Source organism: Pseudomonas sp. BN415 (assembly GCF_029871195.1).
In the GTDB taxonomy this organism is placed as follows: Bacteria; Pseudomonadota; Gammaproteobacteria; order Pseudomonadales; family Pseudomonadaceae; genus Metapseudomonas; species Metapseudomonas resinovorans.
In genome coordinates this window covers 1-12919 of sequence record NZ_SSOK01000057.1, presented here as the reverse complement: position 1 = coordinate 12919, position 12919 = coordinate 1, and the positions used below count along the sequence as shown (strand labels likewise).

Here is a 12919-nt window from a genome sequence, read left to right as displayed (position 1 = left end):
CAAGGGACCACTGGAAACGAAAAAAGGGGCCGCAATGCGGCCCCTTTTGGGTGGAACGGCGCTTCGATCAGAAGCGGCTGGTCAGGCTCACGCCAACGGTGCGCGGGTCGCCGTAGGTGATTACGTACTGGCCACTGCCCACGGCGCCGTTCGGGCGGCCGTGGACCTGGTAGCGACGGTCGGTGAGGTTGTTGACGAAGCCGGTGACGCTGATCTGGTCGTCCGGGGAGAACCAGGTCAGGCGTGCGTTGGCCAGGGTGTAGTGCGGCTGGCTGAGGGTGTCTTCGCTCTGGCGGTCGGCGAGGAAGTACTCCTTGCCGCGGTAGCTGACATCGCCACCGGCCACCAGCTTGCCGCTGCCATCCAGGGGGATGGTGTAGTCGGCCCCGAGGGACACCACCTGCTCTGGCGAACGCACGAAGCGGTTGCCGCTGTAGTCGGCAGTGACCGCGCCGGTATTCGGGTTGACGTTCTTGAAGTCGGTGTACTCGGTGTCCAGGTGCGACAGCGCGGCACGCAGGTGCAGGCGGTCGGTGGGCTGGGCTTCCAGTTCCAGCTCTGCACCCTTCACCTCGCCGGCGGCGCCGTTGGTGAGGGCGGTGGTGAGCACGCCGTTGTTCACCGTCAGCAGGTTCACCTGGATGTCCGTGTAGTCGTAGTAGAAAACGTTGGCGTTGGCGGTCAGGCGACCGTCGAACCACTCCGACTTCAGGCCGATTTCGTAGGCATCCAGTTCTTCCGGGTCCACCGTGGTGAGGCCGGAGAGGCCGCCGGAGAGACCGGTGTTGAAGCCGCCGGAACGGAAGCCGTGCGCATAGCGGAAGAACACCCGCAGGTTCTCGTTGATGCGGTACTCGGGCGTCAGGTCGTAGGTCCAGGCGTCCCAGGTCTTGTCCTTCTGACTATTGCCATTGTTGTCGGCGCCCAGCACCGGAACCAGCGCGCCATTGACGCGGCGCAGCTGCACCAGGTTCAGATCGATATCCTTCTCCTCCTGCGTCCAGCGCAGGCCACCGGTCACGCTGAAACGCTCAGTGAAGTCGTAGGTGACGTTGCTGAACAGCGCGTAGCTGTCGGTCTTGTGGTCGTAGCTGAGGTCGCGGTACACGGTGCCAACCTGGTTGGTGCCGGTGCCGTTGGGGCTGGTGCCCGGCAGGATCTGCCGAACCTGGGCGCTGTCCAGGTCCTCGTGGAAGTAGTGCGCGCCGAGCAGCCAGCGCAGAGACCTGTCTTGCGGCGAGGAGAAGCGGAATTCCTGGGAATACTGGTTGTACTCGTTGTCGGTGTCGGTACGGCCGTTGACCTCGTAGGGCGTGTAGTCCGCGTCGATCAGCGACTGATTGCGGATGTAGTCGTAGGCGGTGATGGAGGTGAACTTGTAACCGCCCAGGTCCCAATTGAGGGTCAGCGACGAGCCATCGTGGTCCAGCTTGTAGTCTTCGTTGACGTTGATCTGGATCTTGCTGCCATGGGGCCGCACGTAGCCGACGTTGTAGTAGCGGCCGACAGGTAAGGAGCCGTTGCTTCCGTCGCCCTTGAACTCGCGGCCGTGGATCTTCCACAGGGCTTCCAGGTCCGGCGTCAGCTGGGCGAGGAACTGCACGCGGAAGGCTTTCTTGTTGACGTCCCCGTAGGTTTGGTCAGCGGTGAGGTTCTTGGTGAATCCATCGCGCTCTTCGGAATAGATCGCGACGCGGCCGGCCAGGCGTTCGTCCACCAGACTGCCGCCGACGGCGCCGGTGAGGATGCGTTCGTTCTTGCTGCCGAAGCCGATGGTGCCGTAGCCGTCGGTATCGAAGTCGGGCTTCTTCGAGATGATGTTCACCGCGCCGGCCGTGGTGTTCTTACCGTACAGCGTGCCCTGCGGGCCACGCAGGATCTCGATGCGCTCCAGGTCGTAGAGCGGGCCGCCGCCGGCGATGGGCGCGTTCAGGTAGACGTCATCGGCGTAGATGCCCACGGGGTAGACCGTGGCGGCACCGGTATCGCCGGTACCCAGGCCACGGATGTACCAGCGCGGACGGCCGTCACCGTCCGGATTCTTGGCCGAAGCGTTGGGCACGAAGGTGGTGATATCGCCTATGGCGCGTACGCCGTCGGCAGTGATGCTGGTGCCATCCACCGCGGATACGGCAACCGGCACTTCCTGCAGGGTTTCCTCACGGCGCTGGGCGGTGACGGTCACGGTTTTCAGTGCGGTGGTGCGGCCTTCTTCCCCCTGTACGGCCTTGGCCGGTTCGGCGGCGTACGCCTGGCTACCACTGGCAGCACCTGTCAGAAGCAGGGCAACCCATATGCCCCGGGTGATTGGATTGAGTTTATGCATGGTCCCTCCCAATTAAATTAAAAGTTGAAGGCGTGACACTCTGAAGTGGACTTGTCTGGTGTCTTGCCGACTGCCTGTAAGTTATTGAGCAGGGACTGTGCCAAGTTTCTGTTGCTACCTCTAAAATACTTTATAAATAGCTTATAATATAATGAAAATGCGCGGTTTATAGGATTTATAGAGATGTTTTGAGTTTTTCAGGCGGACAACTAATGGGCTTGCTGTACTGTTCAGTGGGAGAACTTGAAGTGACTTGCGTAAGTTTCAGCAGCGTTGCTGAGGAAGTGCTGATTTAGCAGCAGTGAAGTTGTTGCTGCTGCTCCTGCAGCAGCAACGCTCTTCAGACCGCCAGGCGGGAGGTGGCGCCGATGACTTGCTCGAACACGCTCAGATCGATCCAGTCGCGTACATCGAAACGACGGGGTATGAATTCCCAACGGTGGAGGAAGTCGGTGAAGTCCTGCAGGGCTTCGATCGAACGCTCATCCAGCGTCGTGCGCAGACGGCGATGGGCATCCTCGCCGTAGGCGGTGGCCACCCAGAACTCGCTGGTGTTCAGCTCGCGAGCGAGAAAGCGCCGGGTCTCGTCCGGGTTGGCCCAGGCCCATTGCTCCGTGCGCAGCACCGTATCGACGATGCGAACCGCCGCATCGAAATGATTTTCCAGCAAGTGCTGGTCGACAGTCAGGGTACGCGGCGTGCCGTTGTTGGAGCGGATCAGCGGGTCCGGGTGCGAGCCGGTGTCGACCACTACCCGCAGGCCGAACTCATGGGCCAGGTGAACCGCGTGCGCGCCCTTGAGGAAGATCGCGTCGATGTCACCGCGCAGCAGGCCGATGAGTTCGTTGTTGCGTCGGCTGACGCGACTCACCCCAAGGCTCACTTCGGCGCCGTACAGGTGCTGCTTCTGTTCGTCGCTGTAGGTGCCGCCGTAGGGGTAGTCCACCAGCTCAACGTCGGAGACCGACAGGCCATCCAGGCGCAGCGCATTCTCCAGGCCACGCAAGGCCTGTGCGCGGGTGAAGTCGATCTGTACGTTGGCCCACTTGGGCAGGCCGAAGCGACGGTTCTTCAAGTCGCGGATGCTGCGCACGCCGCTGTCCTCGGTCGTGAGGATGAGCTGCACTTCATCGCTCCACGACAAGCCCAGCACTCGGGTCTGCACGCCACTGGAGTAGGCCCATATGGCCGGGATGTTGCCGCCATGGCGGACGGAGTTGGGCAAGTGATGGTCGTAGTGGGCCTCGCGCACTTCCCGTTCGCTGGATTCGCGCAAGGACTGGATACGGGTGCCGAAAGGTCGGAATACCTCCGCCAGGCGGCCGGATTGCACGGCGATGCCAAGCCCGGTGGGAACCGGGCTGTGGGTGTACCAGAGGGTATCGAGTGAATTGCTCATGGGGAGTTTCGGTTCTCGGGTTCGGGGCGGTCAGCTCGCCAGGGCGGAGCTTGCGTTACGCAGGGTTTCCAGCGGCCGGGGATCGATCCACTGGCGGACATCGAAACGTTGCGCAGTGAACTGCCAGCGGTGGAGGAAGTCGGTGAAATCCTGCAGGGCGGCGATGGCGGTTTCGTCCAGGGCGGTGCGTAGGCGCAGGTGGGCGTCCTCGCCGTAAGCCTGGCTGACCCAGTACTCGCTGCTGTTGGTTTCGCGGGCGAGGTAGCGGCGGGTGTCCTCAGGGTGGGCACCGGCCCAGGCTTCGGCGCGCAGGACCGAATCGAGAATGCCGACCGCGACCGGGAAATGCTGGTCGAGCAGGTTGGCATCCACACTCAGGGTGCGCGGCGTGCCGTTGTTCGAGCGGATCAGGGGCTCGGGGTGGGAGCCGGTGTCGATGACCGTGCGCAGGCCGAACTCATGGGCCAGTTGGGCGGCATGGGCGCCCTTGAGGAAGATCGCATCCACCTCGCCGCGCAGCAGACCGACCAGTTCCGCGTTACGACCCTCGGCGCGGCGTGCGCTGACCGGGGTGCCGCCGACATCCTGCACCTGCTGATCACTGAAGGTGCCGCCATAGCGGTAGTCCACACGCTCCACATCCTTCACCTCCAGGCCTTCCAGCTTGAGCGCGTTTTCCAGGCCGCGCAGGGCCTGCGCCCGGGTGAAGTCGATCTGTGCGCTCGCCCAGTCGGGCAGGCCGAAGCGCCGTCCCTTGAGGTCTTTCACGTTGTGGATGCCGCTGTCCGGACGGGTGAGGATCAGCTGTACCTCGTCGGCCCAGGACAGGCCAATGACGCGCGTGTCGCGCCCGGCCGCGCGGGCCCAGATGGCCGGGATGTTGCCGCCATGGCGCACGGAATTGGCCAGGGTGTGGTCGAAGTGGGATTCGCGCACGGCTTGGTTGTCGGACTCACGCAGCGACTGGATGCGGGTACCGAGGGCGCCGACGCTGGACTCCAGCCAGCCTTTCTGCACGGCGATGCCAAGCCCGGTGGGCACCGGGCAACGGGTGTACCAGAGGGTATCGAGTGGTTGGCTCATAGGGTCTTCCTTGGTGTCAGGCGGTGGCTTTGAGGGGCGAACTGGCTTGCTGCGCTGCGGGTGTGCGCAGCAGCGGCAGCACTTCCTGACCGATGCGCAGAGCTTCTTCCAGGTGCGGGTTGGCGGCCAGGATGAAGGTCGAGAAGCCTGCGTCGCGGTATTCGGCGAGGCGCTCTGCAATGTTCTGGTGGCTGCCCACCAGGCCCACGGTCGGCCCCGGCTTGGCCTTGGCGAAACCGGCCCAGAGGTTGGGGCCGAGGATCAGGTCGTCGAAGCCGTTGATGTCCTTGTGGTAGGCGGTCTGGCGGGCCGCACCAACCGAGTCGGAGCCACTGGTGAACTGCTTCACCTGCGAGCTGCCTTTGCCTTCCAGGCGCTCGAACTGGCTGCGCAGGTCGCGCCAGGCGGCCTCTTCGGTTTCGCGGGCGAACAGGTCGACACGCAGGCCGAAGCGCACACTGCGGCCTTGCTTGTCCGCCAGTTCGCGCACACGGTCGATGTGCGGCTTGAGTTTGTCTACCGGCTCGGCCCAGTTCAGGTAGACATCGGCGTGACGTGCCGCGACGTCCAGCGCGGCGTCAGAGAAACCGGAGAAGTACACGCCGGGCTTGCGTTCGTTGTGCAGTCCCTGGGGCAGGGAGCCGTTGTCCAGGCGGTAGATATCGCCCTCGTAGGAGAAGCGCTCGTTCTCCCAGAGCCCCTGGATGATGTCGAGGAATTCGCCGGTGCGCTTGTAGCGCAGGTCGTGTTCGAGGAAGTCGCCGTTGGCGCGTTGGCTGGCCGGATTGCCGCCGGTGATGATGTTCCACTCCAGGCGGCCACGGCTTAGGTTCTGCAGGATGGCGGCCTGCTGCGCGGCGTAGGCCGGCAGCGTCCAGGTGGCCTGGAAGGCGATCAGAAACTTGATGCGACGGGTTTCGCGAGCCAGTGCGGCGGCGGCGATCCACGGCTCGGGGCCAGTGGGCAGCAGGGCGCCCTCGAAACCGGCCATCTCGGCGGCTTTTGCGACTTGGGCGATGTAGTCGATGTAGGTGAAGTCATCCGGCGTTCCGTCGGGCAGCAGGCCCGGGGCAATGTCGCCTGGCCGGCGCAGCGAATTACCGCGATTGTGCTTGTCGGTGCTGAGTTGGGGGCCGTCGGTGCCGAGCGGCAGGCGCCAGAAGAATTCGGTGCTCATGTAAGCTCCTGAGAGTTGGAATTGCCGAGTTGTATCCAGGATTAGCAACCCCCATGCCACGCACCTTGGCCAGGCTGCAACGCCCACCAGCTCTGGCTTTCGGCGCTGCTGATGAAACGCCGCGGGTGCTGATTGCGTCTCCAGCAGCAGTCGCCCAGCAACTGCTGTCCGGCAGGCAGCAGATTGTGCCAGCGACCAGCGCCGGCCCCTCGTGCTGCGCGGGCTGGAGGTGCTGGCACAAGTCCTGCTCTGAGGCTTTCACGCCGTGTAAACGGCCGGCAACGGAGGACCGTTGCGACCCTTCCCGGACAGAAACAGGACCGCTTCCATGACTCAGACAACCCAAGCCCTCGACAGCGTCATCCTCGACCAGGTGGTACAGGCCAAACGAGATTTCGAGAAAGCCTTCCGCGTGCTGAAGGAGACCCGCACCATCACCGCGACCAACACGCTGCAGGCCTACCTGCGGGTACGCGCCAGCGACCTGGTGATCGCCCTGCGCGCGCCCAGCCCATGGGCCGATGACCAGAGCATCCGCGCCTCGGTGGTCAGCCATGACGGCACCGTCCACCTGGACGAGAACCTGGCCCCCGGCAGTGCCCTGGAGGCCAGCAAGGAAGCCGGCAGTGGCAAACGCTATGCGCTGGTGTTCCAGGAGCGCCCGGAGGTCAATCTGGTGGTTCATGTGCACACGCCGTACCTCGGTGGCTGGGCCGGCGCCCACCGCGTGCTGCCGTTGCGCTATGCCGCCTCGCAACGGGTGACCCTGGCCCGTGAACTGCCGATCTACATCGACCGCCGGCAGTCCGAGCCGTCCTTCATTGTCGAGACCATCAGGGCCAACCCGCACACGCCGGGACTGCTGGAAGCCAATGGCGGCGCCACCTTCTGGGGTGAAGGTATCCTCCCGGTGGCCAAGCTGATCCTGCTGGTGGAAGAGGGCGCCTACTTCCAGGCCCTGGCGGAAAACCTCGGCGGCTCCCAGGACTTCGGTCCGGGCGTGCTGGAGCAGCAATGGAAAATGACCGGCCTCTGGGACGAGGGCCGCAAGTTGTTGGAACGAGCGGCCTGACGCGGCAAGGAAAAATGCCCGGCGGATGCCGGGCGTTTTCATAGATCCCGTAGGTTGGTCCGAACTACGCGAGGTCCAACGAACAGGCCACGCATCGATGGGTTTCGCTGCGCTCTACGCCAACCTGCGGTTGCGCGGTACCTGGAGCAGCGAGCTTGCTCGCGACAGATCGCGCTCGGGTTGTTCGCGAGCAAGCTCGCTCCTACACGCCGCAACAGACGGCGAACTGAGGGGCGCCGTCCTTGGCGCGAAACAGGTTTCAGAGTTCGTTCTTGTAGACCTTGCCGCCCTTCATCACCCATTGGACCTTTTTCAGCACGCGGATATCGGCCAAGGGATCGGCGTTCACGGCGATGATGTCGGCATAGCGTCCGGCGTCGAGGCTGCCGATGTCGTCACTGGCGCCCAGCCATTTCGCGGGGGTGACGGTGGCCGCCTGGATCGCTTGCAGCGGCGTCAGTCCGGCTTCCACCAGGTAGTGGAACTCCACAGGGTTGGTGCCGTGCGGGGTGATGGGCGCATCGGTGCCATAGATGATCGGGATACCCGCCTTGATCGCCTTGCCGATGTTCTGTTTGTGGATGGTCCCGGTCTGCTTCAGCACGGCCAGGTTGTACTGGTTGGCGCCGGCTTCCACGGCATGTTCCAGGGCCAGGCTGTCGATGGCCAGGGTCGGGACGATGGGAATGTTCTTCTGCTTGAGCAGCTTCAGGCCTTCGTCGTCCACCAGGGAGGCGTGCTCGATGCTGTCCGCACCCAGGCGTGCGGCCAGACGGATGCCATCGGCGCCGTGGGCGTGCACCGCAACCTTCTTCCGGTAGCGGTGGGCGGTGTCGATCACGGCCTTCAGCTCTTCCTCGCTGAACTGGGTCACTCGCGGATCTGTGCCGCTCATGAAACCGCCGGTGATGCAGACCTTGATGAAGTCCGCGCCGTACTTGAACTGCTGGCGGACCTTGCGCTCGAAGGCCTCGGCGCCGTTGGCCACGCCCGGACCGTCCTGATCCTCTTCGGGCGTACTGACCTGACCCGAGCAGTGGCCGCCAGTGGTGGTCAGCAGGGTGCCTGCGTCGTAGATGCGCGGGCCGGGAATGTCGCCGTCTGCGATGGCATCGCGCAGGGCGATGCCGGTGAAGGCTCGACCGCCCATGTTGCGCAGGCTGGTGAAGCCGGATTCCAGGGTGGCCTTGGCCTGTTTCGCGCCAGCCAGGGCGCCACGGGCGGTGCCGATGCGCGGGCCGAAGCCGCCCAGGTGCACGTGGAAGTCGATCAGTCCCGGCAGCAATGTGCTGTCGCCGAGGTCGATCTGGCGCGCCTCGGGCGGGATCGGCAGCCCCTGTCCGACGGCCTTGATGCGGTCGCCTTCGACGAGTACCACGGGGTTGTCCAGCACCTTGCCGGTGTTCACGTCGATCAGGTGGGCCGCCTTGAGGGCCAGCAACTCAGGCGGTGCCGGTGGTGCCTTTGGAGCGTCGGCCTCGGAGGCCTGGACAAGCCCGGCGAGCAGTATGGCGGAGGAAGCCAGCATGAGCCGGCGGCTGTTGCGAACAGCGTTGTTGAGTAGCGATGACATTTTCCGATCCATGAAAAGCCCGCGCGCCACGGCATGAACATGGCGGCGGGAAAGGGAGCCCGATAAGGCTGTATGAAAACTGTCGGGCGATGTTTTCGCACGGCCTGCCGTAGGGAGAGGAGATGGTAATCAGCGCCGGGTAGCGCCTTCCTTCTGCTTGGCCTCGAGGATGGCGGTGTACTCGCCCGGATCCACGCCGTTGAGGTAGTAGTTGCCAACGTGGTGCAGGCGCCAGCGGATCGGGTCGTGGGTGGTGTGAACCCGCGCGTTGCGCCAGTAACGGTCGAGGTTCCACTTGGTCAGCGAGGCGCTGGCACCGAGCAGGGAGAAAATATCGCTGGAAATCTTCAGCGAGGCGCTGTCGGAGTGAGCGCGCGCCGTGGCCACGGAGAGGATCAGTTCGTCCTGTAGTTCCTTGTTCTCCGGGTCTTGGTCATGGCGATCGAATACGCGTGCGGCATCGCGCAGCAGGGATTCGGCAGCGCGTAGGGCGACGGCGTATTCACCGATCTGGCGGATGATGTGTGGCTCTTCGCTGGCATTCTCTACGCCACTCTCGACCCAGGGGCGCGACTGGTTGCGCAGGTACTGCACCCCGGCATCCAGGGCGCCGGCGGCAATTCCGGTATCGATGGCTGCGTGGAGGATCTGCGGGAAGCTCAGCCAGGTGCGCTTCATCGGTCCTTCACGGCGCGAGACATAGCGCTCATCCAGCTCGATCTCGTTGAAGATCACGGTGCCGCTGACGGAATTGTTCTGGCCAAAGGCCTCCCAGTCATCCACCAGCGTCAGGCCGGGTGTATCGCGATGCAGCAGTACGCCGACGCCACCGTCATCGGAGGCAGCGGTCAGGGAAATCCATTCCGCTAGGTACGAACCCGTGGAGTAGAACTTGCTGCCATTGAGCACAAGCTTGCCGTCGGCGCGGCGCTCCACGCGGGTCTTGAGGGCGAACTTGTTCTTGCCGCCGACTTCCGCCAGCGCATTGCCGAAGCGTTTGCCGGCCAGTACATCGGCGATCACCCGCTCACGTACCTCCTGCGGGTAATTGGAGGTCAGCAGGCCGCGCAGCATCACGTTGTGGATCTGCAACAGCTGCCCGACGCCACCGTCCGCCACGGAGATGATCCGCACAGTTTCAACGATGGTCTCTACCGAGGCCCCAAGACCGCCATTGGCCTTGGGTACACCTACGGCTGTAATGCCGCTCTGCGAAAGCAGATCGGCCTGGCGGCGCGGCAGTTCGCCATTGTGCGCAGGGTTTGCAGCGATCTCGGCGATTTCCTTGGCCACCTCTCTTGCCGCATCCAGTGCTTCAGTCTCGCTGCGCAGGATGCGCACCGCGCTGGGCGCTTCGCGGGTAGCCAGGCTGCGTTCGGCCGTACTCATGATTCCACCTCTGTCGATTCATCTGTCTGCATGCCTGGCTGCGCCGGGCGATTGCGGTGGCTTGAGCAGCTTCTGTGCCAAAGGTTGGGAAACGAGGTAGAGGCCAGGAGCGGCGCGGCTTCCACATTTCAGGCTGGGGGTTGGTGAAGCATCCCTTGCTGATCTGGCAGCAGCATTAGGATGGCGGCTGCTTCAAGGCCAGCAACGCACGAGCAGTGCTGCTGGCCTGACAGCAGAAGTGGCTCGGCTCGATTCATACGACCCCATCAGCCATGGGCCGTGTGGTGCTTGGCACAGGCATTGCGATGCACTTGCAACGGCCAGTGAAGGCCGCATTGTTCGTTCAATCCGGAGTGCCTCATGACTATCGCCGTTGCTTCGCCCACCGCTCGCCAATCCACCCTCGAACAGATCTGGTTCACCCGCTGCCCGGTGCCCACGGCTTCGGGTATCGCGTACAAGCTCGGCTGGCTGACCGAAGAGTTCGCCGCCGATGGCCTGCCGGTTTCCACCCTCCAGGAGGCTCGCCAGCTCGGCCATCACCACTACGATCACGAGCTGCCGGGGCTTTTCCGCGAGGGGGGCAACATTCCTGCCCTGGCAGCCCGTGCAGCGGGGGCGCCGAGCCGACTGATCGGCCTGACCTGGATCGAGGAATGGCAGACCATCCTGGTTCGTCCCGACTCCGGGATTCGCAGCCCCGCCGACCTCAAGGGCAAGCGTCTGGCGCTGCCAGCCTGGTCGGACAGCCGCGGCGGCAGCATTGCCCGAGGCATGAGCCTGCATGGCTACAAGGGCGCCCTGGCATTGGCCGGCCTGGGCTTCGACGACGTGCAGCTGGTGGAGGTGGCGCTGCTGGACCAGGCGGTCGCACGCACGCCGGAAGAGGGCCTGCAGCGCCTGTGGTCAGGGCTGGATCACCTGGTGCGTGGCGAGGTGGATGCGGTCTACGTGAAGGGCGCCTCCGCCGCCGATGCAGCAAGGCGCCTGGGGTTGGTGGTGGGCATCGACCTGGACCGCGTGGCGGGGCCGCGCTACCGCATCAACAACGGCACGCCGAGGCCAATCACGGTCCACCAGAGTCTTCTCGACCAGCACTTCGACCTGGTGGTGCGCTTCCTCGCCCAGACACTGCGGGCCGCCGAGTGGGCCAGCGACAACCGCGATGCCCTGCACAGCATCCTGCAACTGGAAACCCGTGCCGGCAGCGCGGGCGTGGCCGAGGCCTATCGCGACGACTTCCACACCACACTGGCGCCGGACCTGTCGGAGCAGCGCCTGGAATACCTCGGAATCCAGAAGGACTTCCTCAACCTGCATGGCTTCCTGGAGCGGGATTTCGATATCGCCGAGTGGGTGGACCCGAGGCCGTTGCAGGCAGCCCATGATCTCCTGGCGGTACGTCGCAGGGGTTGATGGGTATCGCAGGCTCCACCCATCCTACGAATACTCTCCGTAATTGGATGGACTCGCCCTCGCCGAGGCGTCGAGCGCGCCACGGTGGCACCCTACGATAACCACCGACAGCGAGGGCAAGGCCATGCAAAAGCGTACGACGAAACCGCAAGCTGCACACCCGGAAACGCTCTCTCTGTGCACGACAGTCGCTGTTGATCTGGCCAAGCAGGTGTTCCAAATCGCCGGCGAAGAGGCGCACGGAGAGCTGGTGTACGAAAAGCGTCTCCAGTCGCGCGAGGCGTTCTCGAGGTTTTTGTACCAGATCGCCAAGGGCGCGACGGTCTTGCTGGAGACCGGGCCGGGCGCACAAGCCTGGGCAAGACAGGTGCAGGCCCTGGGTTGTCAGGTGCGCTTGTTACCCGCACAGCGAGTCGCCGAGCACCGCAGTGGTGCCAAGAACGATCGCAACGATGCGCAGGCGATCTTGCGCGCCGGACGCGATACCACCATCCATGCCGTACCGGTGAAAACCGTGGAGGCCCTGGCCATGCAGGCGGCGCATCGGGTCAGACAGGGCTACCTACGGCGCCGGACGACGCTGGGCAATCAAATCCGGGGGCTGCTGCTCGAGCATGGCCTGGCGATCCCGCAAGGCGCTGCAGCGCTCAGCGACCGCGTGAGCCGGATTCTGGAGGATGCCACGTTGCCGCTGCCAGACCTGCTGCGTGAGCTGATCGCCGATATGCAGGCGGAATGGCAGGCGCTGGAAGGCCGTCTCCTGCTGCTGACCAAACGGCTGGAACAATGTGCACGCGCGGACAAGACCGCCTCGCGACTGATGAGCGTGCGCGGGGTTGGGCCGATCATCGCCACTGCCCTGGTCGCCAAGCAGGTCAAGCCCGCGTGCTTCCCGAATGCACGCCAGTTCGCGGCCTACTTTGGCCTGGTACCCGATCAGCACAGCAGCGGGCAGAAGGTTCGGCTCGGCAAGATGAGCAAACGCGGTGATGGTTATCTGCGCAGCCTGATGGTCGAGGGCGCCCATGCGGTGCTCCGCACGCTCAAGGCTGACTCCGAGGAAGTGGACGACCGTCGGCTGAACCGCTGGATGCAGCGGCACGGACGCAAGGGGGCGGCCATACGTCTGGCCAACCGCAACTTGCGTATCGTCTGGGTGCTGCTGCAGTCGGACGCCCGCTACTGCCGTAATCCCTCTGTCCAACCGGGAGCAACGATAGCCGAATAGATCCCACGAGATCCCGCCACCGAGGCGCTGAGCGCCTCAACCGCTGCTGAGAACATTGACCCCAGGTCAGACCGTCGCGCGATGATGCCTGCCATCCTACTGGCCCCTAAGCCTCTTCGTAATTGGCACGGCGCGAGCTCAGACAATGTTGGCCCGGAGCCCCTTTGCGGCTCCCTTGCTGAGGCCTGATACATAGATGCAACCGGGTTTCTCTGTTCAAAGCGGGTTGACAGTAAAAGGCGAGTCCATACATAGG

9 protein-coding genes are annotated in these 12919 nt (G+C 64.2%); 3 read left to right on the top strand and 6 right to left on the bottom strand.

Going from position 1 to position 12919, the window contains the following annotated elements; genetic code table 11:
* Positions 1-67 precede the first annotated feature (67 nt).
* The 4 genes from E8F20_RS15950 to E8F20_RS15935 all read right to left on the bottom strand — a co-directional run bounded on the left by E8F20_RS15950 (position 68) and on the right by E8F20_RS15935 (position 5985).
* Entirely contained in the window at positions 68-2326 is a 2259-nt protein-coding gene (locus E8F20_RS15950; RefSeq protein WP_280284579.1) for a TonB-dependent receptor, read from the bottom strand.
* Between the two features lie 340 nt (positions 2327-2666).
* Positions 2667-3725 carry an ABC transporter substrate-binding protein gene (locus E8F20_RS15945; protein WP_280284578.1) on the bottom strand — a complete coding sequence of 353 codons (1059 nt, stop codon included), beginning with the start codon at positions 3723-3725 and terminating at the stop codon, positions 2667-2669.
* A gap of 30 nt (positions 3726-3755) precedes the next feature.
* Positions 3756-4808, bottom strand: coding sequence for an ABC transporter substrate-binding protein (locus E8F20_RS15940; protein WP_280284577.1), 1053 nt, complete (start codon positions 4806-4808; stop codon positions 3756-3758).
* 16 nt (positions 4809-4824) lie between these two features.
* On the bottom strand, positions 4825-5985 hold the full coding sequence (locus E8F20_RS15935) for an LLM class flavin-dependent oxidoreductase (protein ID WP_280284576.1): 1161 nt from the start codon (positions 5983-5985) through the stop codon (positions 4825-4827).
* 328 nt (positions 5986-6313) lie between these two features.
* Between E8F20_RS15935 and E8F20_RS15930 the strand changes: the two genes are divergently transcribed.
* On the top strand, positions 6314-7057 hold the full coding sequence (locus E8F20_RS15930) for a class II aldolase/adducin family protein (RefSeq protein WP_280284575.1): 744 nt from the start codon (positions 6314-6316) through the stop codon (positions 7055-7057).
* Positions 7058-7316: 259 nt separating this feature from the next.
* Here the strand turns inward: E8F20_RS15930 and E8F20_RS15925 are convergent, their stop codons facing one another.
* Entirely contained in the window at positions 7317-8630 is a 1314-nt protein-coding gene (locus tag E8F20_RS15925; RefSeq protein ID WP_280284574.1) for an amidohydrolase family protein, read from the bottom strand.
* A 129-nt stretch (positions 8631-8759) separates the two neighbouring features.
* Entirely contained in the window at positions 8760-10019 is a 1260-nt protein-coding gene (locus E8F20_RS15920; protein WP_280284573.1) for an acyl-CoA dehydrogenase family protein, read from the bottom strand.
* Between the two features lie 360 nt (positions 10020-10379).
* Between E8F20_RS15920 and E8F20_RS15915 the strand changes: the two genes are divergently transcribed.
* Together E8F20_RS15915 and E8F20_RS15910 are read left to right on the top strand one after the other, a co-directional pair.
* Positions 10380-11435, top strand: coding sequence for an ABC transporter substrate-binding protein (locus E8F20_RS15915; RefSeq protein WP_280284572.1), 1056 nt, complete (start codon positions 10380-10382; stop codon positions 11433-11435).
* A 124-nt stretch (positions 11436-11559) separates the two neighbouring features.
* Positions 11560-12663 carry an IS110 family transposase gene (locus tag E8F20_RS15910; protein ID WP_280282091.1) on the top strand — a complete coding sequence of 368 codons (1104 nt, stop codon included), beginning with the start codon at positions 11560-11562 and terminating at the stop codon, positions 12661-12663.
* The last annotated feature ends 256 nt before the right edge of the window (positions 12664-12919 follow it).

What these genes read in the sequence shown, in the direction of transcription:
- E8F20_RS15950 (WP_280284579.1), bottom strand. Translation starts at nt 2,326, where the DNA reads ATGCATAAACTCAATCCAATCACCCGGGGCATATGGGTTGCCCTGCTT.
- E8F20_RS15945 (WP_280284578.1), bottom strand. Translation starts at nt 3,725, where the DNA reads ATGAGCAATTCACTCGATACCCTCTGGTACACCCACAGCCCGGTTCCC.
- E8F20_RS15940 (WP_280284577.1), bottom strand. Translation starts at nt 4,808, where the DNA reads ATGAGCCAACCACTCGATACCCTCTGGTACACCCGTTGCCCGGTGCCC.
- E8F20_RS15935 (WP_280284576.1), bottom strand. Translation starts at nt 5,985, where the DNA reads ATGAGCACCGAATTCTTCTGGCGCCTGCCGCTCGGCACCGACGGCCCC.
- E8F20_RS15930 (WP_280284575.1), top strand. Translation starts at nt 6,314, where the DNA reads ATGACTCAGACAACCCAAGCCCTCGACAGCGTCATCCTCGACCAGGTG.
- E8F20_RS15925 (WP_280284574.1), bottom strand. Translation starts at nt 8,630, where the DNA reads ATGTCATCGCTACTCAACAACGCTGTTCGCAACAGCCGCCGGCTCATG.
- E8F20_RS15920 (WP_280284573.1), bottom strand. Translation starts at nt 10,019, where the DNA reads ATGAGTACGGCCGAACGCAGCCTGGCTACCCGCGAAGCGCCCAGCGCG.
- E8F20_RS15915 (WP_280284572.1), top strand. Translation starts at nt 10,380, where the DNA reads ATGACTATCGCCGTTGCTTCGCCCACCGCTCGCCAATCCACCCTCGAA.
- E8F20_RS15910 (WP_280282091.1), top strand. Translation starts at nt 11,560, where the DNA reads ATGCAAAAGCGTACGACGAAACCGCAAGCTGCACACCCGGAAACGCTC.